This window comes from Hansschlegelia sp. KR7-227, from assembly GCF_049446035.1.
Classification (GTDB): domain Bacteria; phylum Pseudomonadota; class Alphaproteobacteria; order Rhizobiales; family Methylopilaceae; genus Methylopila.
Window position 1 is genome coordinate 112,088 of the sequence record NZ_JBMSEA010000002.1, and the last position, 24,762, is coordinate 136,849.

A 24,762-nucleotide genomic window follows, 5' to 3' on the forward strand; every position below is an offset into this window, starting at 1 on the left:
CCCGCCGCCCCGCTTTCGCCATGGGCGCGGCCGAGAACGCGCGTCGCTGAGCACCAGACCGTCCGAGCCGATATGACCGACGCCCCGACCACCCGCCTGATGCTTGTCACTCCGGAAGTCGCGGACGCCGCCGCGTTCCTGCCCGCCCTTGAAGCGGCGCTCGGGGCCGGCGATGTCGCGGCCGTGGTGATCCGAATGGCCGAGGCGGACGACCGGACGCGTCTCGGCTGCGCGAAATCCCTCGTCGCGGCGGTGCAATCGGCCGGCGCGGCCGCCCTGCTTTCCGGCAGCGGCGTCGAGGACATCGTCGGGAAATCCGGGGCGGACGGCGTGCATGTTTCAGCCGAAGATTCCGGACTGTCGGACGCGATCGAGCGCTTCAAGCCTGAGAAGATCGTGGGTTGCGCGGCGCCGCATTCGCGCGACGCCGCCATGTCGGCGGGCGAGGCCGGCGCGGACTATGTGCTGTTCGGCGACCTGACCGGCGAACGGCCCTTCCAGGAAACGCTCGAGCGCGTCGAATGGTGGGTCCCGATCTTCGAACTGCCCTGCGTCGGCCTCGCCGCCGAGATCGAGGACGTGGCGGCGCTCGCCGCCGCCGACGCGGAGTTCGCGGCGCTGTCGGACGCGGTCTGGCGGCATCCGCAGGGGCCAGCCGCCGCGGTCGCCGCGGCCGGCGCGATGCTCTCCATGGCGCAGGCGCCGACGCCGTGAGGCGCCATGCTCTTACGCTCGCCTGCATGTGTCTGACGGTCGGCGGCGCTCTCGCTGCTCCCGAGCCGAAAAAGACGGAGCGCAAGCCGGCGCAGGCGACGCCCGAGATGACCGGGCCCGGCGCGCCGGTGCCAAGCCTCAAGGACATCATGCTGCTGAAGCCGCCAGGTGCGGCTGAGCCGATCCCGGCCCCGAAGGAGCAGGCCGCCGGCGTGGCGGCGGAACCCCCGGCCGATCCGAACGCTGATCTCGCCTTCGGCGCGTTTCAGCGCGGCCTCTACCGCGCCGCCTTCGAGGAGGCGAGGAAACGCGCCGAGGGCAAGTCGCCCGATCGAGCCGCCATGACGCTGCTTGGCGTGCTCTACGCCGGCGGCTACGGCGTGCCGCGCCAGGTCGACGAGGCGGTCCGCTGGTATCAGCGCGCCGCGAAGGACGGCGACCGGGAGGCCATGCTGGCGCTTGGCCTGATGAAGCTTCAGGGCCTCGGCGGACCGAAGGATCCCGCCGCCGCCGCCGTCTGGTTCGAAAAGGCCGCCGACAAGGGCGAGCCGGAGGCGCTGTACAATCTCGCGCTGATGAAACTGCAGCAGGGCGCGTCGGCGCAGGACCTGAAGGAGGCGGCGCGGCGGCTCAAGGCCGCGGCCGAACTTGGCGAGGCGGAAGCCCAATACGCTTACGCCGTGCTGCTGAAGGAAGGCCGGGGCGTCGAACGCGACGTGACGGCCTCCACTATGTGGCTCGGCCGCGCGGCGGAGCAGGGCGACGTCGCGGCGATGGTCGAATACGCCATCGCCGTCTTCAACGGAGCGGGCGCGCCGAAGGACGAAGAGCAGGCGGCGAAGCTATTCCGCCGCGCGGCGGAACGCGGCAACGCGATCGCGCAGAACCGGCTGGCGCGGCTTTACGCCTATGGCCGCGGGATGGCGCGCGATCCGGTCCGGGCCGCGGCCTGGCATCGTCTGGCCGAAAGCCAGGGCCTGAACGACGCTTGGCTGGAGGGCTTCGTCGGAACGCTCCCGGCGGAAGACCGCGAGGCCGCTGAATCCCTCGTCAAACGCTGGACCGTGGGCTTCGGCCCGATCGCCGCCGCTGCGACGACGGACGCCTCGCCGCCCCCGAAACCTTGACGTGGCGCCGCTCGACGGGCAAACGAGCGCACCGCCGCGCGATCGCCGCGTAGGCCACATGCGAACCGTCTCGCCCGAAAGTCATCCGCGATGAAGATCAACGGCAACCAGATCACGCCCGGCATGGTCGTCCAGCACCAGGACGGCCTCTGGGTCGCCGTGAAGACCAACGCCGTGAAGCCCGGCAAAGGCGGCGCGTTCAATCAGGTCGAGCTGAAGAACCTGATCGACGGGCGCAAGCTCAACGAGCGGTTCCGCGCCGACGAAACCGTCGAGCGGGTGCGTCTGGAGCAGAAAGATTTCCAGTTTCTCTACGCCGAGGGCGACAGCCTGGTGTTCATGGACACGGACACCTATGATCAGATCACGCTCGCAAGCGACTTCGTGGGCGAGCGCGCCGCCTTCCTTCAGGACGGCATGAAGGTGACGGTCGAGATGCACGAGGAGACGCCGATCGGCGTCAAGCTGCCGGACCAGGTGACGCTCGAGATCGTCGAGGCCGATCCGGTGGTGAAGGGCCAGACCGCGGCCTCGTCCTACAAGCCGGCCAAGCTCGAGAACGGGCTGCGAGTGATGGTGCCTCCCTTTATCGCCTCGGGCGAGCGCATCGTTGTCGACACCAACGAAGTGACCTACCTCCGCCGCGCGGACTGAGGCGAAGAGCTTCATCGCGATCGGGCGAAGACGAAGCCGGGATCGCGCGTCGCCACTTCGTCCGACGTGACCGCCCGGCGCCAGGAGATTTCATGCCCCTGACACTGCCGGTCCTCTACGGCTCCGTCCGCACCGAGCGCCAGGGAATCGTGCTCGCGCGCCACGTCGCCGAGGCCCTCCGCAAGCGCGGCCACGACGCGCCGCTGATCGACCCGATGGAGCGCCGCCTGCCGCTGCTCGACCGGATGTACAAGGAGTACAAAGGCGACGCGCCGCCCGTGCTCGAGGAACTCGCCGAGATCTACCGAGCGGCGGACGGCTTCGTGATCGTATCCGGCGAGTACAATCACGGCATTCCGCCGGCCTTGAAGAACCTGCTCGACCACTTCCTCGAAGAGTATTTCTGGCGGCCCTCGGCGATCGTCTGCTATTCCGCGGGAGGTTTCGGAGGGGTGCGGGCCGCGATGCAGCTCCGCATGACTCTCGGCGAGCTCGGCATGCCGTCGATCCCATCGATCTTCGCCGTCCCGAAGATCGGCCGGAGCTTCGACTCCTCCGGCGCGCCGACCGACGGCGGCTTCGCCAAGCGGTTTGACCGGTTCGCCCGTGAATTTGAATGGTACGCCGAGGCGCTGCAAGCCCAACGCGCCGGCGGCGTCCCGTACTGAAGCCCCCGGCGCGCTCGTCCCCGAGCAGCGCGTCTCTTCCTTATCCTTCCGACGAGAAAAGCAGTCCCCGATGCCTCGCTCCCCCGTCATGCAGGTCATGGTCCAGGCCGTCACAAAGGCCGGCCGGGCGATGCGCCGCGATTTCGGCGAGGTCGAGCAGCTGCAGGTCTCGATGAAGGGACCCGGCGACTTCGTCTCGGCCGCCGACCGCCGCGCCGAGGACCTCCTGCGCGCCGAGCTCGCCCGCGCGCGGCCAGGCTACGGTTTCGTCATGGAGGAGACCGGCGTGACCGAGGGCACCGACCCCGACCATCGCTGGATCGTCGACCCGCTCGACGGCACCACCAACTTCCTGCATGGGCTGCCTGTGTTCGCAATCTCCGTCGCGCTCGAACGCGCCGGGGTTCTAGTCGCCGGCGTGGTGTTCAACCCGATCACCGACGAGCTGTTCTCCGCCGAGCGCGGCGGCGGCGCCTTCCTGAACGACCGCAGGCTGCGCGTCGCAGGTCGCCGCGATCTGGCGCAGGCGGTGATCGCGACCGGCATCCCGCATCTCGGCAAGCCGGGCCACGACCGATTTCGCGAGGAGCTTTCGCGCGTTCAGGCCAAGGTGGCGGGCGTGCGCCGCTTCGGCGCCGCCTCGCTCGACCTCGCCATGGTCGCCTCCGGCCGCATGGACGGCTTCTGGGAGCGGTCGCTGAGCTCGTGGGACGTCGCGGCGGGGATCCTGCTCGTCAAGGAGGCCGGCGGCTACGTCACCGACGCGGCCGGCGGCGACACGATGCTCGCCGGAGGCTCGATCGTCGCCGGCAATGAGGCGATCCACGCCGGCCTGCTGAAGCTCGTGAAGGGCTAAGTCGCAGGGGCTGCGTGTCCCCCCGACACTTCTTGCCCGATCGGAACCGTGGTCTATGGTCGGCGTTCTCAAGCGAGACCGCCGGCCCAAGATGTCCCTGTCCGAGCTCGACCCTTACAAGCTCTCGTCACCCCGGGTGTTCCTGCTCCGGATGGTGATCTTCCTCGCCTTGACCGGCTTCGTCGGGCTCATCCTCTATCAGCAGATCGCGCGCGCCTTCGTCTCCAATCCCGGCCTCAACGGCCTGATCTTCGCCGTTCTGGTCATCGGCGTCCTGCTGTCGTTCCGGCAGGTGATTCGGCTGTTTCCAGAGGTGCGCTGGGTCAACGCGTTCCGCATGTCGGAGCCCGGCCTCGCGCTCCGCGAACAGCCGAAGCTGCTCGCCCCGATGGCGTCCCTGCTCGGCGACCGTCTCGGCCACGCGCCGATCAGCACGGCGCTGATGCGCTCGATCCTCGACTCGATCGGCACGCGTCTCGACGAGGCCCGCGAGATCGGCCGCTATCTGACCGGCCTCCTCGTTTTCCTGGGCCTGCTCGGCACCTTCTGGGGCCTGCTGGAGACCGTGAGCTCGATCTCGAACGTGATAACCTCGCTTGGCGGCGGAGGCGGACAGGACACCGCCGTGCTGTTTGAGGAGTTGAAGTCCGGCCTCGCCGGCCCGCTCGCCGGCATGGGCACGTCCTTCTCCGCCTCGCTGTTCGGCCTGTCCGGATCGCTCATCCTCGGCTTCCTCGATCTGCAGGCCGGCCAGGCGCAGAACCGCTTCCACAACGAGGTCGAGGATTGGCTTGCGGCCGCCGTCTCGTCCGCCGACGTCGAAGCGATGGACGATGGCAGGCGCGAACGCCTGCTGCCGCCGCCTCCCGCCGCGGGCTCCTCGCCGGAGCTCGCCGCGGCGCTCGACCGGCTCGCGAGGACCATGACGGAGTCCGGCCCCAACAAGAACACGACGCAGGCCACCGCCCATCTCGCCGAAGGAATCCAGGGCCTCGTGAAGCACATGCGCTCCGAGCAGCAGATGATCCGCGACTGGGTGGAGTCGCAGGCCAACCAGCAGCAGGACATCAAGGCGCTGCTGGAGCGGCTGCTGGCCGAGCGCGAGAAGGCCGAGCCGTGAGCGCCGGGGCCGCGACATGGCGCTGAACTCCCGACGGCGCTATCAGCCCGTCGACTACTGGCCGGGCTTCGTCGACGCGCTGTCGACGCTGCTGCTGGTCATCATCTTCCTGCTCACGGTCTTCATGATCGCCCAGTTTCTGCTCGGGCGGGAGGTGTCGGGCAAGGACACGGCGCTGCAGCGCCTGAACGCGCAGATCGCCGAACTGACGGAACTCTTGGCGCTCGAGCGGTCGGGCGCCCGGACGGCCAAGGACGACCTCTCCAGCATGCAGGCGAGCCTCTCCGCGCTGCAGGCCGAGCGCGACCGCCTCAAGGCGGACGCTGCGAGCGGCGCCGACCGGGCCCGCGCGGAGGGCGGGAAAGTGGCGGACCTCGCCGGCCAGCTCGATCGTGAGAAGGAGCTGTCAGGACGGGCGCTGAGCCAGGTCGAGTTGCTCAACCAGCAGATCGCGGCGCTGCGCCGCCAGATCGGAGCGCTCGAAGACGCCCTGAACGCTTCGGAGAACCGGGATCGGGAGAGCCAGACCAAGATCGCCGATCTCGGCTCGCGCCTCAACGTGGCGCTCGCCCAGCGCGTGCAGGAACTGTCGCGCTACCGCTCCGACTTCTTCGGGCGGCTGCGCCAGATCCTCGCCGACCGGCCGGACGTGCGCGTCGTCGGCGACCGCTTCGTGTTCCAGTCGGAGCTTCTGTTCGACACCGGCCAAGCCGAGCTGACCGACGCGGCCAAGCCCGAGCTCGACAAGCTCGCGACGGCGCTGATCGAGCTCTCGCGCGAGATCCCGTCCGACATCAACTGGGTCATGCGGGTCGACGGCCACACCGACGTCAGGCCGACGCGCGGGGCGTTCCCGTCCAACTGGTCGCTGTCGGCGGCGCGCGCGATCGCGGTGGTGCAGTATCTCGTGTCGAAGGGCGTCGCGCCCCAGCGGCTGCTCGCGGCCGGCTTCGGCGAATTCCAGCCGCTCGACACGGCTCAGAACGACGAGGCCTACAAGAAGAACCGTCGCATCGAGCTGAAGCTCACCGAGCGCTAGACGGGGCCGGCGATCACATCTGGGGGTCGGACGGCTCGGTCTTGAGCGTCCGCTTCATGAAATATCGGCCGCTGCCGCGGGGATGATCCGGCAGTTCGCCGAAGGCGACGTAGCCGCGCTTCTCGTAGAAGGCGCGCGCCTGGAAGCCGAAGGTGTCAAGCCACACGCCGGCGCAGCCGCGGGCGAGCGCCTCATCCTCCGCGCGCTGCATGAGCCGTCCCCCGACCCCCCGGCCCCGCAGCTCTTCCGGCACATAGAGCAGCTCGACATAGAGCCAGTCGTAGCTCGACTTCGCCCAGAGACCGCCGGTGGTCTCGCCCGTCTCAGGATCCCGTAAGAGGACCGCGAGCGGTCGGAAGGCCGAAGGTCCGAAGACGTCGGTGTTGAAGGCGATCAGCGGCTTGACGATGGCGTCGCGGTCGTTCGGATCCGGCTGGTCCGTGACCACGATCTCAGGGGTTTTCGACGTCATCCCGCCACCGCCGCCGCGCGCCGAGGCGCGCCGCCCTGGCCGAACTGCAGCTCCGCGAGGCGGGCGTAGAGGCCGCGTCGCCCGACCAGTTCGGCGTGCGTGCCCTGCTCCACGATGCGGCCGCCGTCGAGCACGACGATTCGGTCGGCGGCGAGAACCGTCGCGAGCCTGTGAGCGATCACCAAGGTGGTGCGGTCGGCCCGGGTCGAGGTCAGCGCCTCCTGGACCAGGGTCTCGCTCTCGGCGTCGAGCGCGGACGTGGCTTCATCGAGCAGCAGGACCGCGGCGTCCTTCAGCAGCGCACGGGCGAGCGCGATCCGCTGCCGCTGCCCCCCTGACAGCGTGACGCCGCGTTCGCCGATCAGCGTGTCGTAGCCCTGAGGCAGGTTTGCGACGAAACGGTCGGCGCCGGCGAGCCGCGCCGCCGCCTCGACCTCGGCGTCGCTCGCCCCCGCCCGGCCGAGCCGGATGTTCTCGCGCGCGCTCCAGGCGAAGATCACAGGATCCTGCGGCACCAGCGCGATCGCGCCGCGAACGTCCTCGAGCGCCACCTGTCGAACGTCGACGCCGTCGACCGTCACGCGGCCGGACTGCGGGTCGTAGAAACGGAGCGCGAGATGGAACAGGGTGCTCTTGCCGGCCCCGGAGGGGCCGACGATCGCGACGGTCTCGCCTGGAGCGACTATCAGGTTGACGTCGTCGAGGATCGTCGTCTGCGGCTCGCCGGGATAGGCGAAGCGCACATCCTCAAAGGCGAGCGCGCCGCGCGCCGGATCCGGAAGGCGCAGAGGCGCGGGGGGATCGGCGACCGCCGGCTCGGTGCGCAGCAGTTCGCCGAGCCGCTCCGCGGAGCCCGCGGCCTGCGAGACCTCGCCCCAAACGTTCGACAGCTCCCCAATCGCGGCCGCCGCGAACACGGCGTAGAGCACGAACTGGCTGAGCGTGCCGGGCGTCATCGCGCCGGAGAGCACCCCGGTCGCGCCGTACCACAGCACGCCGATGACGCTCGCGAAGACCAGGAAGATCGCGACCGCCGTCAGCCCGGCCCGCGCCGTGATGGAGCTCTGCGCCGCCTGATAGGCGCTCTCCACCGCCGTCGCGAAACGATCGACGACGCCCCGCTCGGCGTTGAAGGCCTGCACGCCGCGCATCGAGCCGACGGCCTCGGCGGCGAGCGCCGAAGCGTCCGCCAGCGTGTCCTGCGCCTGCCGGGAGCGCCGCCGGACCGACCGGCCGAAGGCCGCGAGCGGCAGCACGATGAGCGGGATGGCTACCAGCACCAGGGCTGAGAGCTTCGGGCTCGTCACCACCATCATCACGGCCGCGCCGAGAAACAGGAACAGATTGCGCAGCGCCTGGCTGGCGGTGACGCCGAAGGCCGACTTGATCTGGGTGGTGTCGGCGGTCAGCCGCGACACGATCTCGCCGGAGCGCGCGCCGTCGTAAAAGGCGGGCGACAGCTTCGTCAAATGGGCGAAGACGGCCGTGCGGACGTCGGCGACGACGCGCTCGCCGAGCGTCGTCACGAACCAGTAGCGGGACGCGCTGGCCAGCGCGAGCACGCCGGCGACGGCGAGCATGACCCCGAAATATTGGTCGACCAGGCCGGGATGTTCCGAGGAGAAGCCGAAGTCGACGACGCGGCGGACGGCGACAGGGATCGCGAGCGTCGCGGCGGACGCGACGGCGAGCGCGACGAAGGCGCCGATGATCCGCCCCTTGTGGGCCAGCGCGAAGGGCGCGAGGCTGCCGAGCGGGCGCATCGAGCGTGAACGCGACGCGGGCTCGACGCCGGGGTCAGCGGCGGCGCGGCGGCGGGCCATGGCGATCTCGGATTAGCGGCGTTCCAGATTGCATGGGGCGGGTTATGGCGCGGCGCGCCCTCCGGCGCAAACCCCGCCTTTCGGGGCGGCGCGCCGGGCCGCGGTTGTTCCCGCGCGAGCTTTGGGTTATAGGCTGCCGCCTTAAGCCATTCCCTTATCGAGCGGCGCGCCGGAGACGGACGCGCGGCACGTCCTGCGAGACCGCCATGAAGGCCGACATCCACCCGAACTACCACACGATCAAAGTCGTCATGACCGACGGCACCGAGTATGAGACGCGCTCGACCTGGGGCAAGGAAGGCGACGTCCTGCAGCTCGACATCGATCCGAAGACCCATCCGGCCTGGACCGGCGGGTCGGCTCAGCTGACCGACCGCGGCGGCCGCCTCTCGCGCTTCAACAAGCGTTTCGCGAACTTCGGGATCGCCAAGACGAACTGATCGTGCGATCCAGGACCGCGCGTCAAAGCCCTGGCCTCGCCGGGGCTTTTTTGCGTCTTGAGACTGACCGGCTTAAGACTTGAACGGATCGGCGCGAGGAAGCGCCGGCGCCCTGTTCGACGGCGTCCGTCAGCGCCCGCCGCCGAACGCCCGACGCAGCATCTCCATCTGGCCTTCGAGCGGGTTTCGCGACGGCTGCTCGGCGAGCGGCTTGCCATCGAGCTGGACGTCGAGCACCTGGACGCGCTCCTGCAGCCGGCCGGTGCGTTCGACGAGGTCGCGAAGGCGCTCGGGCAACCGCTCGAACACGTCCGGCGCCAGGGTGGAGACGATCGGGGTGAGCCGCACCTTCTGCTTCTCGTCCCGCGCCTGATCCGACGACATTTCGCCTTCGTTGACCGCCCGCTGCACCAGCAGCCACGAGGCGATCTGCATCAGACGCGTCGTGAGCCGCATGCTCTCGGTGGCGTAGGCGATCGATTCCGGCCGGCCGAGCCGGCGCGACTCGCCGCGCCCGTCGCCGTCGAGATAGGCGGCGGTCTCCTCGACGAGCGCCATGCCCTCCCGGAACAGCGAAATGAAGCCAGCGGAGCCGACCAGCCGCGCGCCGAACGACACCGCGCCGCCGTCTGAATTCCGCTCGCCGATCGCATCGGTCATGCCTTGCACCTTTTCGGAGGGCCCCTGCGGGCCGCCATCCGACATAGCGGCGGGACAGCTTCGCATCAACGTAGGGACCGGGGCAATCGCCGGACCAGACGGCCGGTTATCCCCGCTGCGCCCATCGACGAAGTTATCAAATCCTTAAACGAAAAAAAGGCCGCCGGGGAGCGGCGGCCCAAAGTCGATGACAGGGAGGCGTCAGACAGAGCGGACGAATCCACTCGAAATCCAGAACTCTGGACATCCACTTTTATAACCCGCGAAGGTTAACCGCGGCTTAATGGCGACCGCCTCGCGGAGAACGCCCAACAGGATCAGGAGCGGAAGACCTGATCGGCGGCGCTGCGCTGGGCTTCCTTCCTGGCAATTTCCTGCTGGAGCCGGACGATTTCGTCGCGCAGCAGCTCGATCCTGTCGCCCAGTTCGGCCACCGAAATCCGCGACAGATCCTGGCCGATTTCGTGAACCGGTTTGCGTAGCGGCGCGAGGTCGTCTTCGAAGGCGGGCATCGGCGATCTCCCGAAACGCGTCTATGGCGGGGACGCGAAGGTGCAGCAACGGGACGCGGGCGCGCAATCGTCCGATGGGCGCGTCCCGAAGCGGGACCGGCGCCGCCGGCGCGGACCGGGCGCGCGGCGACATCCGTGCGTTGCGCCGGCGCACGGGACGGCCTATACCGCTCGCCATCCCGTCATCGAGATATCGGTCAGGGCTCCGCCGCTTCCCCGGCGGCCGGAGCGAGAGGAGAATCGTCACATGTCCAACGCGCCGCTGATGCCGAAGGCGACCGCGGTCTGGCTCGTCGAGAACACGTCGCTGTCGTTCACCCAGATCGCCGACTTCTGCAAGCTGCATGAGCTTGAGGTGAAAGCGGTCGCCGACGGCGAGGCGGCCCAGGGCATCCGCGGGCTGGACCCGATCACCTCCGGACAGATCACCCGCGAGGAAATCGAAAAAGGGCAGAAGAACCCGGATTACCGGCTGCAGCTCGCCGTCTCCAAGGTTCGGCTGCCGCCGGTGAAGCCGCGCAAGGGCCCCCGTTACACGCCGGTCTCGCGCCGGCAGGATCGGCCGAACGCCATCCTCTGGCTCGTGCGCAATCACCCGGAGCTCAAGGACAGCCAGATCATGCGGCTGGTGGGCACGACCAAGACCACGATCGCCGCCATCCGCGACCGCACGCATTGGAACGCTCAGAACCTGACGCCCACCGACCCGGTGACGCTCGGGCTCTGCTCGCAGATCGATCTCGACTTCGAAGTGGCCAAGGGCGCGAAAGCCAATCCCGACGCCGTGATCCGCAAGGAAGAGGTCGAGGAGACGCTGCTGCCAGCGGAAGTGACGACCGCCGACGCGCCCGAAAGCGAGCTCGACGTCCAGAGCGTGTTCGCCAAGCTAAAGCAGCTGAAGCGGGACGACACGGACGACGAGGACGACGACGACCAGCGTCGCTGACGGCGGCAGGCCCCCCGCGGCGATCGGCGACGCCGACGCCGCGCAGAGGCCGCGGCGTCACTTCCTCGAGGCGATCGCCTCCCCGATTTCGTCGAGCGCGGCGGGATCCTCGATCGTCGCCGGCATGGTCCAATCCTCGCCGTCGGCGATCTTCTGCATCGTGCCGCGCAGAATCTTGCCGGAGCGCGTCTTGGGAAGCCGTCCGACGGTGAACGCGGTCTTGAACGCCGCCACCGGACCGATCCTGTCGCGCACCACGGCCACGATCTCGCGTTCGAGATCCTCCGGCGATTTCGAAACCCCCGCCTTCAGCACCACGAAGCCCACCGGCGACTGACCTTTCAGGGCGTCGGCCACGCCGACGACGGCGCATTCGGCGACGTCCGGGTGGCTCGCGATCGCCTCCTCCATGCCGCCGGTCGAGAGCCGATGGCCCGCGACGTTTATGATGTCGTCGGTGCGCGCCATGAAGAAGACATAGCCGTCCTCGTCGATGAAGCCGGCGTCGGAGGTCTGGTAGTAGCCCGGAAAGCCTTCGAGATAGCCCTTCCGGAACCGCGCCTCGTCGTTCCAGAGCGTCGGCAGGCAGCCGGGCGGCAGCGGCAGCTTCATCACGATGTTGCCGAGCGCGCCGGGCGGCGCCGGGTGGCCGGCGTCGTCCAGCACCTGAACGTCGTAGCCGGGCATCGGAACGGTCGGCGAGCCGTGCTTCACCGGCAGCAGCTCGATGCCGAGCGGGTTTCCGACGATCGCCCAGCCGGTCTCGGTCTGCCAGCAATGGTCGATCACGGGCACGCCGAGCTTCTCCTCGGCCCATTCGAGCGTCGCGGGATCGGCCCTCTCGCCGGCGAGAAACAGCGCCCGGAGGCTCGACAGGTCGTAACCCGCGAGCTTCTCGCCCGTGGGATCCTCCTTGCGGATGGCGCGGAAGGCGGTCGGCGCGGTGAACAGCGCGACCGCCTTGTGCTCGGCGATCACGCGCCAGAAGGCGCCGGCGTCGGGGGTCCCGACCGGCTTGCCCTCATAGAGCACCGTGGTCGCGCCATGCAGCAGCGGGGCGTAGACGATGTAGGAGTGCCCGACCACCCAGCCGATGTCGGACGCGCACCAGAACACCTCCCCCGGCTTGACGTCGTAGAGGCCCGTCATCGACCAGGCGAGCGCCACGAGATAGCCGCCGGTGTCGCGCACCACGCCCTTCGGCGTGCCGGTCGTTCCGGAGGTGTAGAGAATGTAGAGGGGGTCCGTCGCGGTCATCCGCGCGCATTCGCTCGTCCGGCCTTTCGCCGCGTCGCGCAGGACCGCCCAGTCGTGGTCGCGCCCCGGCGTCATGTCCGCCTTGAGCTCGGGCCGCTGCAACAGGATGACGTCGTCCGGGGCGTGCGCCGACATGGCGATCGCCTGGTCGAGCAGCGGCTTGTAGGCGACCTTGCGGCTCGGCTCGATCCCGCAGGAGGCGGTCAGGATGAGCTTCGGCCGGGCGTCGTCGATCCGCTTGGCGAGCTCGGCGGCGGCGAAGCCGCCGAACACCACCGAATGGATCGCGCCGATCCGCGTGCAGGCGCACATGCCGACCAGCGCCTCGGGGATCATCGGCATGTAGATGACGACCCGGTCGCCCTTCCCCACTCCAAAATCCTGCAAAATCGCCGCGAAGGCCGAGACCTCGGCGGTCAGCGCCTCGTAGCTGTAGCTGCGCTTCGCGCCCGTGACGGGGCTGTCGTAGATCAGCGCGGTCTGATCGCCGCGCCCGTCCTCGACGTGGCGGTCGAGCATGTTGTGGCAGGCGTTGAGCACCCCGTCGGGAAACCAGCGGCCGTAGACGCCCTGCCCGGCGTCGAACGCGCGAAGCGGCTTCTCGATCCAGTCGATCGCCTCCGCGGCTTTGAGCCAGAACCCTTCCGGATCGGCCAGCGAGGCGGCATGGACGTCGGCGTAACGGCTTGTCATCTATGTCTTTTCCTGTGTTGGACCGAAACTCCGCCGTAACCTGTCCGGCCGTAAGCTCGAACGTCGTTCAGCCAGGACGTCCGAGCAGGAAGGACAATGCCATGCGCGAAGGACACGAGTCCCTCGATCTCTTGGCGGAGGTCGGCTGCCCTGGGTGCCGCGTTCCGTTCGCCACCGAGATCACCATGGCGTTCCAGCCGATCGTCGACATAGCGGCAGGAACCGTGTTCGCCTACGAGGCGCTCGTACGCGGCAAGGACGGTTCAGGGGCGGCGGCGGTGCTCGCGCAAGTGACGCCGGACAACCGCTTCGCCTTCGACCAGCTGTGTCGCAGACGCGCCGTCGAGCTCGCAGCCGAGCTCGGCGTGCCTTGCCGCGTCAGCATCAATTTCATGCCGAACGCAGTGTACCAGCCGTCGCTATGCCTCGGCACCACGCTCGCTGCCGCCCGGCGGACCGGCTTTCCCATCGAGCGGATCATGTTCGAGGTGACGGAGGGCGAGAAGGTGGAGGATCGCCCGCATCTCATGCGGATCCTCGCAGAGTACAAACGTCAGGGTTTCGTCACGGCGATCGATGATTTCGGCGCGGGCCATTCCGGGCTCAATCTGCTCGCCGAGTTCCAGCCCGACATCATCAAGCTCGACATGGACCTCGTCCGCGGCGTCGCGACCGACCGCGTGCGGAGGGCGATCGTCGGGAGCGTCGCCCAACTCGCCCGCGAACTGGGCATTCTCGTCATCGCCGAAGGCGTCGAGACCGAAGCCGAGATGACCTGCCTCAAGGCGATGGAACTCACCCTGCTGCAGGGCTACTACTTCGCTCGTCCGGGCTTCGAGACGTTGCCTCACGTCACGCTCCCCGTGCCCTCATCGGATCGTCGCGCCGGCTGAACGACGGAGGGGCCGCCCCGAAAGACGACCCCTCCCATTGCAGATCGCGGTCTGAGGACCGAACGACCCCCGCCTGAAACTCAGGCGGCTGCCCCGCTCGCGGCGGAGATCCAGGCCGTCGCTCTCACAGAGCGCGGATCGTGACAATGAGACACTGGATCACCTCCTTTCGGTTACGTTGACGACACGCGAAAGATGGGACGATCGGCCGACCCGCGCAAGCGGGATGTGGAGGCGGCCGACGCCTGTCCACCGGACCATTCGTCTTGTCCGCCGCAGACCTTCCACAGGCCGAAATCGGGCTGCTCAGGCTCCGCGCCCGGAAGGCCCCCCGCCAGACAGCGATCCGCCACGAGGCCTTTGCCTGAGGGCGATTTACAACCAAAATGATCCAATCACGCAGCTGCTTATCGCCTGATAACGAGGCGTCATCAGCTTTATTGACTCGCTGCCGCCCCCGATTATAGTTCCAAAAGAAGTCCTTATAGGATCGCTACGACGCGACGTCGCTCGCCCGTCTCTTTGTGTGTGCCGTCGTGAGGCGATTGAGGCTTCGTGCGCCGGGTCGTGGGGCCCGGACTTGTGTGCGCCGGTGTGGCGACCAAGCGGACAAAGCCAAAGACGCCGTTAAGTGCTCTTGCAGGGGAAGGCGCTGACCCATGGCCATTTTCACCGGAACCGCCGGCAGCAATACGATCACGCCCGGAGTCGTCTCCGCGGGCGTGACGCGCAACCCTGAGGGCTCGAAGCCGGGCGCGGACGCGGACCAGGTCTACGCCGGGGGCGGCGCCGACACCGTCCAGACGGCGGGAGGCAGCGATTATCTCAGCGGCGAGGACGGCAACGACCTGCTCGACGGCGGGGCCGACGGCGACAACCTGATCGGCGGCGCCGGCGCCGACACGCTGATCGGCGGCTCCGGCAACGACAACCTGAACGGCGGAGACGGCACGGACGTCTACCGTTTCGGTCCCGCCTGGGGCCAGGACTACATCAACCCCAGCGCCGCGACGGGCCGCGACGTCATCGAGTTCGCCGGCATCAACCCCGCCAAGCTGGATTTCCGGGTCGAGAACGACGACCTGATCGTCTCACTCGGCAGCAACTCCATCTTCGTCAACGGCCAATACTCGCTCGGCGTGGGCTCCGGGACCCCGGTCAGCCGGATCCGCTTCGACGACGGCACGTCGCTCGACGTCTCGCGGCCGGATCCGGCCTGGCTGAACCGGGTCGGCACGACGGCCGGCGACTACATGACGGGCTCGATCTTCCGCGACACGCTCGACGGGCGCAGCGGCAACGACAATCTGACCGGCGGCGAGAACAACGACATCCTGATCGGCGGCAAGGACAACGACAATCTGTCGGGCGGCGCCGGGAATGACATCTACCGCTTCGGGACCGGATGGGGCATCGACGGCGCCTCCGAGAGCTTCGGCGGCGGCACTGACGTCGTCCAGTTCCTCGCCGGCATCACCCAGGCCAGCCTTCGGATCAGCGTGCAGGGCACGTCGCTGGTGATCGAGCGCGGAGCGAGCGACAAGATCACCTTGAACAGCCAGTATTCGTCCGGCCAGAGCGGCAATGCGCTGTTCGAAAGGCTTGAGTTCGCGCAAGGCGCGGCCCTCAACATCCGCAACGTCGACAAGGACTGGCTGACACGCACCGGCGGCAGCGCGGCGGACCGCTTCGACGGCTCGATCTTCCAGGACACGCTCGACGGCGGCGCGGGCAACGACACGCTGTCCGGCGTCGAAGGAAACGACCGGCTCATCGGCGGCAAGGGCGACGATTATCTCTCCGGCGGGGCCGGCAACGACACCTATGTGTTCTCGGCGGGCTTCGGCCGCGACTCCATCTCGGAAAGCTTCAACGGCGGCGTGGACACGGTCCGGTTCGGCGCCGGCATCGGAGCCGCCAGCCTCGACTTCCACGTCGACGGCACGAGCCTCGTCATCGAAAACGGCTCGTCGACGATCACCATCGCGGGGCAGTACGCCTCAGGCGTGAATTCGGCCGCGCTGGTGGAGCGCGTCGAGCTCAACAACGGCGCGCGCATCAGCCTGGTGCGGCCCGACGACGACTGGCTCGACCAGCGCGGCTCGACCAAGGCCGACAGCTTCAACGGATCGATTTTCGACGACACGATCGACGGGTCTTCGGGCAACGACTACATCAGCGGGGGGAGCGCCGGACGGGACTCGCTGTTCGGCAATTCCGGGGCGGACACGCTCTCCGGAAACTCCGATAACGACACGCTGAAGGGCGACGCCGGCAATGACTACCTCTCCGGCGGCGACGGCCGCGACCTGATCGACGGCGGGCTGGACGCCGACTCCCTCTACGGCGGAGCCGACAACGACACCATCACCGGCGGCTTTCAGTCCGACACGATCGACGGCGCGGCCGGCAATGATTCGCTCGACGGCGGCGAAGGGCTCGACCGCATCTTCGGCGGAACCGAGAACGACACGATCGCCGGCGGCGGCGGCGCCGACACGATCGACGGCGGAGACGGCCGCAACCGGATCGACGGCGGCAAGGCGAACGACTCGCTGACCGGCGGCGTGAACCAGGACACTTTCGTGTTTCACCGCGGCGACGGCTCCGACGTGATCACGAACTTCGACGCCCGGATCGACCTCCTGGACTTCGTTGGCTTCGGCGCGAATTACGACACGCCGGGCGAACTGCTCGCCGCGGCCGAACAGAGCGGCGGCGACACGGTCATCGAGCTCACGGTCAGCGGCACGCTCGCCGCCCGCGTGCTGCTGCGCGGCGTAGCCGTCGACGATCTCTCAGGGGACAATTTCCTGACCTGACGACGGCTGTCCCGCATCGGCCGGGCCGCCGTCGGCTCAGCTTTCGAGCGCGAGCAGCGTGGCGTCGCCGCCGGCGGCCGCGGTGTTGACGCTAAGGCTGCGCTCCCGGACGAGCCATTCGAGCGGGCCGTCCGCGTCGTCGCGATCGCGCGCCGGCGCGACATGGGCCGGAACGATCGGGCCTGTCCGATCGGACATTTCGCGCAAAGTCGCGAGAATCGCCGCCCTCTCGTCCTCGACAAGAGCCGCTGCGATCGGACGGGAGGGATTCAGCCGCGCGACGACGACAGCCGCCGCGAGCGAACCTTCGAGACCGACGAGTTCGGCTTCGACCGAGGGCTCCGTGTCGACCAGCGCAACGGCCCCGACGGCGAGGGCCGCGCCGATCTGGACGAACAGGTCATCCTCCCGACGCGCCCGGCACAGCACGGTCCCGTGCCCGAGAAGCCCGTAGCTGTTGCGTTCGCCGACGGGGCCCGGCAACTCCAGAACGGCGCCGAGCGGCGAACGATCGGCCAGACGTCGGCACCGGTCGGCCAGAACCGGCCGACCGGTGCGACGCAGATAGTCGGCCCAGGCGATTGCGATGGGCGGCGCCGCCCCGCGAAGTCCGGTCTCGATCGGCCTCCGGCTCAGCAGGCGACGGAGGTAGAGCGGTCCGCCGGCCTTCGGCCCGGTTCCTGAGAGCCCATGGCCGCCGAAGGGCTGAGAACCGACGACGGCCCCCACCATGTTGCGGTTGACGTAGACGTTCCCGGCCCTGGAGGGCCCTGCCACGCGCTCGATGGTCTCGGCGATCCGCGTGTGCAGCCCGAAGGTCAGGCCGTAGCCGGTGGACTGGATCTGGTCCAACAGCCGGTCCAAATCGTCGCGCTGAAAGCGCACGACGTGCAGGACCGGGCCGAACACTTCGCGTTCGAGCGCTCCGACATGCGGGATCTCGATCAGCGTCGGCGCTACGAAGGAACCGGCCCGGCAGGCGTCCGGAAGATCGGCGGCGACCACGCGACGGCCATGGCCGCGCATTTCTGCGACATGGGCGTCGATCTCAGCCTTCGCCTCGCCGGAGATGACCGGCCCGACGTCGGTCGCGAGCCGCTCGGGGTCGCCGACGACGAGTTCCGCCATCGCGCCTTCGAGCATCGTCTGGATGCGGTCGGCGACGTCCTCCTGGAGGCAGAGCGCCCGAAGCGCCGAGCAGCGCTGGCCCGCGCTGTCGAAGGCCGAGGCGAGCGCGTCTGCGACCACCTGCTCCGCGAGGGCGGAGGAGTCGACCACCATCGCGTTCTGGCCGCCGGTCTCCGCGACCAGAGGAACCGGCCGCCCGTCGCGGCCGAGCCGCCCGGCGAGCGCCTTCTGGATCAGACGCGCAACGTCGGTCGATCCGGTGAACAGGACGCCGTCCGCGCGAGGGTCCGCGACCAGCGCGGCGCCGAGGGCGCCGTCTCCGGGCAGCAGCTGGAGCGCGCCCGCCGGAAGGCCCGCCCTGCGCAGCAGCGCGACCGTCTCGGCGGCGATCAGCGGCGTCTCCTCGGCCGGCTTCGCCAGCACGCAATTCCCGGCGGCGAGCGCCGCCGCGACCTGCCCGGTGAAGATCGCAAGCGGAAAATTCCACGGGCTGATGCAGACCACGGTTCCGAGCGGCCCTGTCGTTTCCGCGTTCCACCCCGCGGCCTCGGCGCCGTAATAGCGGAGAAAATCCGCCGCCTCGCGCACGTCGGACACAGAGGCCGAGAGGGTCTTTCCGGCCTCCTGCACCAGCAGGCCATACAACTCGGCGGCGCGCTCCTCGAGGAAATCGGCCGCTCGGCCGAGCATTGCGGCGCGCGCGGCCGGCGGCGTTCCCGCCCAGCCCGCCTCCGCCGCGCGCGCGAAGCCGAAGGCGGCGTCGACGTCGGCCTGCGTGGCGTCGGTCGCATAGCCCACGACGTCGTCGCGCCGGGCCGGGTTGCGGATCGCGCGACGCGGACCGTCGCGGGCCCCGTCGGCGAGCGCCGGCGCGGCGAACCACCCGCGCGCCGCAGCTTGGGGCAGAGCGTCGGCGAGACGCTCAAGCGCGTCCTCGTCGGAAAGATCGACGCCGGCGGAGTTCCGCCGCGCCGGCGCGTAAAGATCGCGCGGAGCCGCGATCGCGGGATGCGGCGCGCCGATCTCTCCGCACGCCCTCGCGGCGGCGACCGGATCGGCGACGAGGTCGTCGAGGGCGACGCCGGGGTCGGCCAAGCGGTTGACGAAAGACGAGTTCGCGCCGTTCTCGAGAAGGCGGCGGACGAGATAGGCGAGCAGCGTCCTGTGATCGCCGACCGGCGCATAGATCCGGCACGGTCGGCCCAGCCGGTCCGGTCCCACGACCTGCTCGTAGAGCGGCTCGCCCATGCCATGGAGGCACTGGAACTCGTAGCTCTCGACGGGGCTTTCGGGGCCCGCCATCTCGTGCACGGTCGCAAGCGTCATCGCGTTGTGCGTCGCGAACTGCGGATAGATCGCCTCGGGCGCCGAAAGCATCTTCCGGGCGCAGGCGAGGTAGCTGACGTCGGTGTGCGCCTTGCGCGTCAGGACAGGGAAGTCGGGAAGCCCGAGCGTCTGCGCACGCTTGATCTCGCTGTCCCAGTAGGCGCCCTTGACGAGCCTGAGCATCAGCCGCCGGCGGGACCGGCGAGCCAGATCGATCAGCCAATCGATCACGTAAGGCGCGCGCTTGCCATAGGCCTGGACGACGAAGCCGACGCCGTCCCAACCCTGGCACTCCCGCTCGAAGCAGAGCGCCTCGAGCAGTTCGAGCGACAGCTCGAGCCGGTCCGCCTCCTCGGCGTCGATGTTGAAGCCGATGTCGAACCGCCGGGCCAGCGCCGCCAGACGGACGAGCCGGGGAAGCAGCTCCGCCATGACCCGCGCGCGTTGAGGGCGCACGTAGCGCGGGTGCAGCGCCGACAGCTTGATGGAGATGCCCGGGCGCTCGATCACGCCGGCCCCCGCTGCGGCGCGGCCGATGGCGCGGATCGCGCCCTCATAGGCGTCGAAGTAGCGCGCGGCGTCGTCCGCCGTCGCGGCCGCCTCGCCCAGCATGTCGTAGGAGTAGCGGAAGCCTTTCGCCTCATAGGCCCGGCTGCGCGCGATCGCCTGCTCGATGGTCTCGCCCGCGACGAACTGTTCGCCGAGCAGCCGCATGGCGAGGTCTACGCCGGCCCGGACGATCGGCTCCCCGCTTCGCGCGACGAGGCGCATGAGCGCCGAGCCGAGCGTCGCCTCGCTCGCGGCCGTCGTGAGTTTGCCGGTGACGAGGAGGCCCCAGGTCGCGGCGTTCACGAACACGGAAGGGCTGTGGCCGAGATGCGCGCTCCAGTCCGCGCCGCCGATCTTGTCGCGAATCAACGCGTCGCGGGTGGCGGAGTCCGGGATGCGCAGCAGCGCCTCGGCGAGGCACATCAGCGCGACGCCCTCCTCCGTGGACAGGCGATACTCCTGGATGAGCCCTTCGACCCCCTGGCGCGGCCCGTTGGCGCGCAGCGCGGCGACGAGCTTCCTCGCCAGCGCCTGCGCCGAAGCGAGCTTGGCCGCCGGAAGCGCGGCGGCGTCCAGCAGCGGAAGCACGCAATCCCTCTCGGACAGGAACGTCGCGGCGGTGACGGCGCGACGCAGCGGATCGCGCCGCGGGAGCCCGTCGCGAAACGCCTCGAACGGCCGGCCGCTCGTGTCGCCGATTGAAACCTCAGCCACCCGCGTGTCTCCCGCAGACGCCATATCGACGCGTTCCGGCTACGGCCCATCCTGAAACGCACAGGACGTCCAGAGCCTGCGGCGCTTTCGCGGCCCGCTCCAGCGAGGCGGGTCCGCCCCTCGTGCGGCGTCCTTGGGATTGCTATTGAGAAACATGAGCGCCGTCAGCCGCAACTTCTCCGCCGAGGTCGAAGCGCTGCTCGTCGGCTTCGGCGCCGCGAGCGCGCCTCGCGCCGACGGCGGCCTCGAGGTCCGGTCGCCGATCGACGGCTCCGCCGTCGGCCGTCTCGCGACGGCCGACACCGCGGAGGTCGGGCGGACAATCGAGGCGGCGCAAGCGGCTCACCTCGTCTGGCGCGCCGTTCCCGCGCCGAGACGCGGCGAACTCGTGCGCCTGTTTGGGCTGGAGCTGCGGGAGGCCAAGGCGGGCCTTGGGCGGCTCGTCACGATCGAGTGCGGAAAGATTCTCTCCGAAGGGCTCGGCGAGGTGCAGGAGATGATTGACGTCTGCGACTTCGCGGTCGGCCTCTCCCGCCAGCTCCACGGCCTGACCATCGCGAGCGAGCGCCCGGATCACCGGATGATGGAGGTCTGGCATCCGCTCGGCGTCGTCGGGGCGATCTCGGCGTTCAATTTCCCCGTGGCGGTCTGGGCCTGGAACGCGGCGCTCGCTTTGGTCTGCGGAAACGCGGTGGTCTGGAAGCCGTCCGAGAAGACCCCGCTGACGGCGCTCGCAACCCAGGCGCTGCTCGAGCGGGCGATCGCCCGCTTCCGGGCGGAGGGCGGCGACGCGCCGGACGGATTGTCCGCGGTCGTCGTCGGCGGACGGGACACGGGTGAGGCGCTTGTCGACCATCCGCTTGTCCCGCTGGTCTCCGCCACCGGCTCGACCGCGATGGGCCGGGTCGTCGGCCCCCGCCTCGCCCGTCGCTTCGCGCGCGCCCTGCTGGAGCTCGGCGGCAACAACGGCGCGATCGTCCGCCCCAGCGCCGACCTCGAACTGACGCTGCGCGCCGTCGCCTTTTCAGCGATGGGCACGGCCGGCCAACGCTGCACCACGCTGCGGCGGCTGTTCGTGCATGGCGCGGTCTACGACGCGCTGATCGCCCGTTTGAAGGCGGCCTTCGCCACCGCCCGAATCGGCGATCCGCTCGAGGACGAGACGCTGGTCGGCCCTCTGATCGACGAGGCCGCCTTCGACGCGATGAGCCGCGCCCTCTCCGCCGCGAAGGCTGCCGGCGGCGCCGTGTCCGGCGGCGAGCGGCTCGCGATCCCCGGCGTCGAAGGCGGCGTCTACGTCCGCCCGGCTTTGGTCGAAACGCCGGCGCAGACCGGGCCGATGCTGGAGGAGACCTTCGCGCCGATCCTCTACGTGCTCCGCGTCGACGACCTCGACGAAGCGCTGGCGCTGCACAACGCCGTCGCTCAGGGACTGGCGTCGTCGATCTTCACCAACGATCTCCGCGAGGCCGAAGCCTTCCTGTCCGTCCGGGGCTCGGACTGCGGCATCGCCAACGTCAACATCGGACCGTCGGGCGCGGAAATCGGCGGCGCTTTCGGAGGCGAAAAGGAAACCGGCGGCGGGCGCGAGTCCGGCTCCGACAGTTGGAAGGCCTACATGCGGCGCGCGACCAACACGATCAACTACGGGTCCGGCCTGCCACTGGCGCAGGGCGTGCGCTTCGATCTCGGCTGACGAAGCTATAGCCCCACGCCTTCCGTTCAGGCCTCCGCGACGACCAGCAGCGTGATGCCGTCCGCGCCCGCCACCCGGACGCGCGCGCCGGCCGGCAGATCGGGGCCAGACACTCGCCATGTCGTGTCGTCGATGCGCATGCGGCCGTCGCCGTTCACGATCGGCGCTTCGAGCATGAACACCTTGCCGACGTGGCGCTCGGCCCGCCGGTTCAGCATCGGCCGGTCGCTTTCGGCCGCGTTGTTCGGGCGGCCGAAACGCCACCAGGCGACCGCCGCGGCGAGCCCCAGCGCCGCGAAGGCGACCACCTCGACCTGCCAGCCGGGATCGAGGAAGAAGGCGATGACGCCGACGACGATGGCGGCCAGGCCGAGCCACAGCAGCACCGTGCCGGGCGCGACAAGCTCCGCCATCAGAAGAAGCAGGCCGAAGACGAACCAGCGCCAGGCGCCAAGCTCGACGACGAGGTTCTGGAGCATCGCTCAGGCGGCTCCGCCGGCCGGAGGAGTCGGTCCGAGCGAGCCGGTCGCGCGCGGCACGCCGGCGCCGCGGGAGGGCGCCGTCGCGCGCGCGGCCGGCGTCGCGGCGCCGGCGCCGCCGAAGGTGTCGCGGGCGATCTCCGCGATGCCGCCGAGCGAGCCAAGCAGGGCCGTCGCCTCATAGGGCAGCACGAGGATCTTCTGGTTGGGCGACGCGGCCATGCTCTTGAGAGCGTCCACATATTTCTGCGCGATGAAGTAATTGAGCGCCGCCATGTCGCCGCGCGCCACCGCCTCGCTCACCATCGTGGTCGCGGTCGCTTCGGCCTGGGCGGAGCGCTCGCGCGCCTCCGCGTCGCGGAACGCCGCCTCCTTGCGGCCCTCGGCCTCCAGGATCTGCGCCTGCTTGGCGCCCTCGGCGACCAGGATCGAGGCGCGCTTCTCGCGCTCGGCCTTCATCTGCCGGCCCATCGCGGCGACGAGGTCGGCCGGCGGCGTGATGTCCTTGATCTCGATGCGCGTGACCTTGACGCCCCACGGCCCCGCCGCGGCGTCGACGACATGGAGCAGCTTGGTGTTGATCTCGTCGCGCTGGGACAGGATGTGGTCGAGATCCATCGAGCCCAGCACCGAGCGGATGTTGGTCATGGTCAGCGCCATCATCGCGCGCTCGAGGTTGGTCACCTCGTAGGACGCCTGCGGCGCGTCGATCACTTGGTAGAACGACACGCCGTCCACCGTCACCGTCGCATTGTCGCGGCTGATGACCTCCTGGCTCGGGATGTCGAGTACCTGCTCCATCATGTTCACCTTGCGGCCGATCTTGTCGATGAACGGCACGATCAAAGTGAGCCCCGGCGACAGGGTGCGAGTGTATTTCTGAAAGCGCTCGACGGTGTAGTTGAAGCCCTGCGGCACGGTCTTCACGCCGGCGAAGATCACGAAGATGATCAGCACGGCGACCACGATCGCCGCGATGTCGAAACCGGACAGGCCGAGGTCGTTCACGGGCGCGCTCCCCTTGTCATGCCCCATTGAGGCTGACCCGCCGCACGAAGGCAACCCGGCGGCCATCCGTGCGTCATCGCTGCGGTGCGGACCGGAAGGGCCTGCCTACACCCACCCCATCAATTCGCGCCGGACCACGTGTTCGATCACCCGCACGCCTTCGACGGAATCGTTGAGGCAGGGGATCGCCGCAAAGTTCTCGCCGCCATTGTGCTTGAAGATTTCGGCGTTCTCGACGGCGATCTCCTCGAGCGTCTCCAGGCAGTCCGCGGTGAAGCCGGGCATGCAGACGGCGATGTTCTTGACCCCCTGCTTCGCGAGCGCCTCGACCGTCTTGTCGGTGTAGGGCTGAAGCCATTCCGCGGGCCCGAAGCGGGACTGGAAGGTGATGCGGAAGCGCTGCTCGTCCATCCCGAGCGCCTCGCGCATCAGCCGCGCGGTCTTGTGGCACTGGCAATGATACGGATCGCCTTTGTCGAGATAGGCTTTCGGAACCCCGTGGAACGAGGCGAGGATGATTTCGGGCTCGAAGCTGAGCTTCGCGAGCTCCGCCTTCAGCGAGGTCGTCAGGGCGTCGATGTAGACGGGATCGTCGGCCCAGGGCGGCGCGACCCTGAGCACCGGCTGCCAGCGCATGGCCTTGAGCGCCTCGAACGCCTTGTCGCACACGGTCGCGGAGGTCGCGGCGGCGTATTGCGGATAGAGCGGCACGAGCAGAATGCGGTCGCAGCCCTGGCCCTGCAGCGCTTCGATCCGGGAGGCGATCGACGGATTGCCGTAGCGCATCGCCCAATCCACGACGACCGTCGGGGCGAAATCGGCGAGACACGCCGCAAGCTTCTCGGATTGCGCCCGGGTGATGGTCCGCAACGGGCTCTCGTCGCGTTCCTTGTTCCAGATCGACGCGTAGTCTTTGCCCTTGCGGCCGGGGCGCGTCGTCAGGATGACCAGGTTCAGCAGCGGCCACCAGAGCAGACGCGGCGTCTCGATCACGCGCCGATCCGAGAGGAACTCCTTGAGGTAGCGGCGCATGGACCAGTAGTCGGTCCCGTCCGGCGTGCCGAGATTGACGATCAGCACGCCGATGCGTCCGACCTTGACGGGCGGGTGGTCGACCGGCAGCCGCACGGCGCGCGCGTCGCCCGGGGGCAAGGGGGCGTTCATCG

21 protein-coding genes are annotated in these 24,762 nt (G+C 69.2%); 12 read left to right on the plus strand and 9 right to left on the minus strand.

Going from position 1 to position 24,762, the window contains the following annotated elements:
• The first annotated feature begins 72 nt into the window (after positions 1 to 72).
• The 7 genes from ACO2RJ_RS16045 (at position 73) to ACO2RJ_RS16075 (ending at position 6,178) form a co-directional block, all read left to right on the plus strand.
• The gene (locus ACO2RJ_RS16045; protein ID WP_423269130.1) at positions 73 to 714 is read left to right on the plus strand and encodes a thiamine phosphate synthase; all 642 of its coding nucleotides are present in this window, start codon (positions 73 to 75) and stop codon (positions 712 to 714) included.
• The gene (locus ACO2RJ_RS16050; protein WP_423269131.1) at positions 711 to 1,841 is read left to right on the plus strand and encodes a tetratricopeptide repeat protein; all 1,131 of its coding nucleotides are present in this window, start codon (positions 711 to 713) and stop codon (positions 1,839 to 1,841) included. The genes ACO2RJ_RS16045 and ACO2RJ_RS16050 overlap by 4 nt, the downstream gene beginning before the upstream one ends.
• A gap of 90 nt (positions 1,842 to 1,931) precedes the next feature.
• The gene (gene efp / locus ACO2RJ_RS16055) at positions 1,932 to 2,495 is read left to right on the plus strand and encodes an elongation factor P (RefSeq protein WP_423269132.1); all 564 of its coding nucleotides are present in this window, start codon (positions 1,932 to 1,934) and stop codon (positions 2,493 to 2,495) included.
• A gap of 92 nt (positions 2,496 to 2,587) precedes the next feature.
• Positions 2,588 to 3,163 carry an NADPH-dependent FMN reductase gene (locus ACO2RJ_RS16060; RefSeq protein ID WP_423269133.1) on the plus strand — a complete coding sequence of 192 codons (576 nt, stop codon included), beginning with the start codon at positions 2,588 to 2,590 and terminating at the stop codon, positions 3,161 to 3,163.
• Between the two features lie 70 nt (positions 3,164 to 3,233).
• Positions 3,234 to 4,019 carry an inositol monophosphatase family protein gene (locus ACO2RJ_RS16065; RefSeq protein ID WP_423269134.1) on the plus strand — a complete coding sequence of 262 codons (786 nt, stop codon included), beginning with the start codon at positions 3,234 to 3,236 and terminating at the stop codon, positions 4,017 to 4,019.
• Positions 4,020 to 4,110: 91 nt separating this feature from the next.
• A complete protein-coding gene (locus tag ACO2RJ_RS16070) occupies positions 4,111 to 5,139 on the plus strand; it encodes a flagellar motor protein MotA (protein WP_423269135.1) in 1,029 nt (342 codons plus the stop codon).
• 16 nt (positions 5,140 to 5,155) lie between these two features.
• On the plus strand, positions 5,156 to 6,178 hold the full coding sequence (locus ACO2RJ_RS16075) for a peptidoglycan -binding protein (protein ID WP_423269136.1): 1,023 nt from the start codon (positions 5,156 to 5,158) through the stop codon (positions 6,176 to 6,178).
• 13 nt (positions 6,179 to 6,191) lie between these two features.
• On the opposite strand, the gene ACO2RJ_RS16080 is transcribed toward ACO2RJ_RS16075, so the two are convergent.
• Complete coding sequence (locus tag ACO2RJ_RS16080) at positions 6,192 to 6,650, minus strand: GNAT family N-acetyltransferase (protein WP_423269137.1); 459 nt, start codon at positions 6,648 to 6,650, stop codon at positions 6,192 to 6,194.
• A complete protein-coding gene (locus ACO2RJ_RS16085; RefSeq protein WP_423269138.1) occupies positions 6,647 to 8,473 on the minus strand; it encodes an ABC transporter transmembrane domain-containing protein in 1,827 nt (608 codons plus the stop codon). Before ACO2RJ_RS16085 ends, ACO2RJ_RS16080 begins: the two co-directional genes overlap by 4 nt.
• Before the next feature lie 206 nt (positions 8,474 to 8,679).
• Between ACO2RJ_RS16085 and rpmE the strand changes: the two genes are divergently transcribed.
• Positions 8,680 to 8,913, plus strand: coding sequence for a 50S ribosomal protein L31 (gene rpmE / locus ACO2RJ_RS16090; protein WP_423269139.1), 234 nt, complete (start codon positions 8,680 to 8,682; stop codon positions 8,911 to 8,913).
• 129 nt (positions 8,914 to 9,042) lie between these two features.
• Here the strand turns inward: rpmE and ACO2RJ_RS16095 are convergent, their stop codons facing one another.
• Both ACO2RJ_RS16095 and ACO2RJ_RS16100 read right to left on the minus strand, forming a co-directional pair.
• Positions 9,043 to 9,573: a DUF1465 family protein gene (locus tag ACO2RJ_RS16095; protein ID WP_423269140.1), complete on the minus strand. Its 531-nt coding sequence runs from the start codon at positions 9,571 to 9,573 to the stop codon at positions 9,043 to 9,045.
• 317 nt (positions 9,574 to 9,890) lie between these two features.
• A complete protein-coding gene (locus tag ACO2RJ_RS16100; protein WP_423269141.1) occupies positions 9,891 to 10,085 on the minus strand; it encodes a DUF1192 domain-containing protein in 195 nt (64 codons plus the stop codon).
• 247 nt (positions 10,086 to 10,332) lie between these two features.
• On the opposite strand from ACO2RJ_RS16100, the gene ACO2RJ_RS16105 reads away from it, so the two are divergent.
• On the plus strand, positions 10,333 to 11,031 hold the full coding sequence (locus tag ACO2RJ_RS16105) for a DUF1013 domain-containing protein (RefSeq protein ID WP_423269142.1): 699 nt from the start codon (positions 10,333 to 10,335) through the stop codon (positions 11,029 to 11,031).
• A 57-nt stretch (positions 11,032 to 11,088) separates the two neighbouring features.
• Here the strand turns inward: ACO2RJ_RS16105 and ACO2RJ_RS16110 are convergent, their stop codons facing one another.
• Positions 11,089 to 12,981: a propionyl-CoA synthetase gene (locus ACO2RJ_RS16110; RefSeq protein WP_423269143.1), complete on the minus strand. Its 1,893-nt coding sequence runs from the start codon at positions 12,979 to 12,981 to the stop codon at positions 11,089 to 11,091.
• Positions 12,982 to 13,082: 101 nt separating this feature from the next.
• Here ACO2RJ_RS16110 and ACO2RJ_RS16115 point away from each other — a divergent pair, with 101 nt between their 5' ends.
• Together ACO2RJ_RS16115 and ACO2RJ_RS16120 are read left to right on the plus strand one after the other, a co-directional pair.
• A complete protein-coding gene (locus tag ACO2RJ_RS16115; RefSeq protein WP_423269144.1) occupies positions 13,083 to 13,874 on the plus strand; it encodes an EAL domain-containing protein in 792 nt (263 codons plus the stop codon).
• A gap of 659 nt (positions 13,875 to 14,533) precedes the next feature.
• A complete protein-coding gene (locus ACO2RJ_RS16120; RefSeq protein WP_423269145.1) occupies positions 14,534 to 16,696 on the plus strand; it encodes a calcium-binding protein in 2,163 nt (720 codons plus the stop codon).
• Between the two features lie 36 nt (positions 16,697 to 16,732).
• Here ACO2RJ_RS16120 and putA read toward each other — a convergent pair whose 3' ends face one another.
• Positions 16,733 to 20,437 carry a bifunctional proline dehydrogenase/L-glutamate gamma-semialdehyde dehydrogenase PutA gene (gene putA, locus ACO2RJ_RS16125; protein ID WP_423269146.1) on the minus strand — a complete coding sequence of 1,235 codons (3,705 nt, stop codon included), beginning with the start codon at positions 20,435 to 20,437 and terminating at the stop codon, positions 16,733 to 16,735.
• A gap of 130 nt (positions 20,438 to 20,567) precedes the next feature.
• Here putA and ACO2RJ_RS16130 point away from each other — a divergent pair, with 130 nt between their 5' ends.
• Entirely contained in the window at positions 20,568 to 22,109 is a 1,542-nt protein-coding gene (locus tag ACO2RJ_RS16130; RefSeq protein WP_423269147.1) for an aldehyde dehydrogenase family protein, read from the plus strand.
• Between the two features lie 26 nt (positions 22,110 to 22,135).
• Here ACO2RJ_RS16130 and ACO2RJ_RS16135 read toward each other — a convergent pair whose 3' ends face one another.
• The 3 genes from ACO2RJ_RS16135 to hemH form a co-directional block, all read right to left on the minus strand.
• Positions 22,136 to 22,588, minus strand: a complete 453-nt coding sequence (locus tag ACO2RJ_RS16135; protein WP_423269148.1) for an NfeD family protein — start codon at positions 22,586 to 22,588, stop codon at positions 22,136 to 22,138.
• Between the two features lie 3 nt (positions 22,589 to 22,591).
• Positions 22,592 to 23,623: an SPFH domain-containing protein gene (locus ACO2RJ_RS16140; RefSeq protein WP_423269149.1), complete on the minus strand. Its 1,032-nt coding sequence runs from the start codon at positions 23,621 to 23,623 to the stop codon at positions 22,592 to 22,594.
• 78 nt (positions 23,624 to 23,701) lie between these two features.
• A complete protein-coding gene (hemH, locus tag ACO2RJ_RS16145) occupies positions 23,702 to 24,760 on the minus strand; it encodes a ferrochelatase (protein WP_423269150.1) in 1,059 nt (352 codons plus the stop codon).
• Between the last annotated feature and the right edge of the window lie 2 nt (positions 24,761 to 24,762).

Excerpts from the sequence above, each read along its gene's own strand:
- ACO2RJ_RS16045 (WP_423269130.1), top strand. The coding sequence starts at position 73 with ATGACCGACGCCCCGACCACCCGCCTGATGCTTGTCACTCCGGAAGTC.
- efp (WP_423269132.1), top strand. The coding sequence starts at position 1,932 with ATGAAGATCAACGGCAACCAGATCACGCCCGGCATGGTCGTCCAGCAC.
- ACO2RJ_RS16060 (WP_423269133.1), top strand. The coding sequence starts at position 2,588 with ATGCCCCTGACACTGCCGGTCCTCTACGGCTCCGTCCGCACCGAGCGC.
- ACO2RJ_RS16065 (WP_423269134.1), top strand. The coding sequence starts at position 3,234 with ATGCCTCGCTCCCCCGTCATGCAGGTCATGGTCCAGGCCGTCACAAAG.
- ACO2RJ_RS16070 (WP_423269135.1), top strand. The coding sequence starts at position 4,111 with ATGTCCCTGTCCGAGCTCGACCCTTACAAGCTCTCGTCACCCCGGGTG.
- ACO2RJ_RS16075 (WP_423269136.1), top strand. The coding sequence starts at position 5,156 with ATGGCGCTGAACTCCCGACGGCGCTATCAGCCCGTCGACTACTGGCCG.
- ACO2RJ_RS16080 (WP_423269137.1), bottom strand. The coding sequence starts at position 6,650 with ATGACGTCGAAAACCCCTGAGATCGTGGTCACGGACCAGCCGGATCCG.
- ACO2RJ_RS16085 (WP_423269138.1), bottom strand. The coding sequence starts at position 8,473 with ATGGCCCGCCGCCGCGCCGCCGCTGACCCCGGCGTCGAGCCCGCGTCG.
- rpmE (WP_423269139.1), top strand. The coding sequence starts at position 8,680 with ATGAAGGCCGACATCCACCCGAACTACCACACGATCAAAGTCGTCATG.
- ACO2RJ_RS16095 (WP_423269140.1), bottom strand. The coding sequence starts at position 9,573 with ATGACCGATGCGATCGGCGAGCGGAATTCAGACGGCGGCGCGGTGTCG.
- ACO2RJ_RS16100 (WP_423269141.1), bottom strand. The coding sequence starts at position 10,085 with ATGCCCGCCTTCGAAGACGACCTCGCGCCGCTACGCAAACCGGTTCAC.
- ACO2RJ_RS16105 (WP_423269142.1), top strand. The coding sequence starts at position 10,333 with ATGTCCAACGCGCCGCTGATGCCGAAGGCGACCGCGGTCTGGCTCGTC.
- ACO2RJ_RS16110 (WP_423269143.1), bottom strand. The coding sequence starts at position 12,981 with ATGACAAGCCGTTACGCCGACGTCCATGCCGCCTCGCTGGCCGATCCG.
- ACO2RJ_RS16115 (WP_423269144.1), top strand. The coding sequence starts at position 13,083 with ATGCGCGAAGGACACGAGTCCCTCGATCTCTTGGCGGAGGTCGGCTGC.
- ACO2RJ_RS16120 (WP_423269145.1), top strand. The coding sequence starts at position 14,534 with ATGGCCATTTTCACCGGAACCGCCGGCAGCAATACGATCACGCCCGGA.
- putA (WP_423269146.1), bottom strand. The coding sequence starts at position 20,437 with ATGGCGTCTGCGGGAGACACGCGGGTGGCTGAGGTTTCAATCGGCGAC.
- ACO2RJ_RS16130 (WP_423269147.1), top strand. The coding sequence starts at position 20,568 with ATGAGCGCCGTCAGCCGCAACTTCTCCGCCGAGGTCGAAGCGCTGCTC.
- ACO2RJ_RS16135 (WP_423269148.1), bottom strand. The coding sequence starts at position 22,588 with ATGCTCCAGAACCTCGTCGTCGAGCTTGGCGCCTGGCGCTGGTTCGTC.
- ACO2RJ_RS16140 (WP_423269149.1), bottom strand. The coding sequence starts at position 23,623 with ATGGGGCATGACAAGGGGAGCGCGCCCGTGAACGACCTCGGCCTGTCC.
- hemH (WP_423269150.1), bottom strand. The coding sequence starts at position 24,760 with ATGAACGCCCCCTTGCCCCCGGGCGACGCGCGCGCCGTGCGGCTGCCG.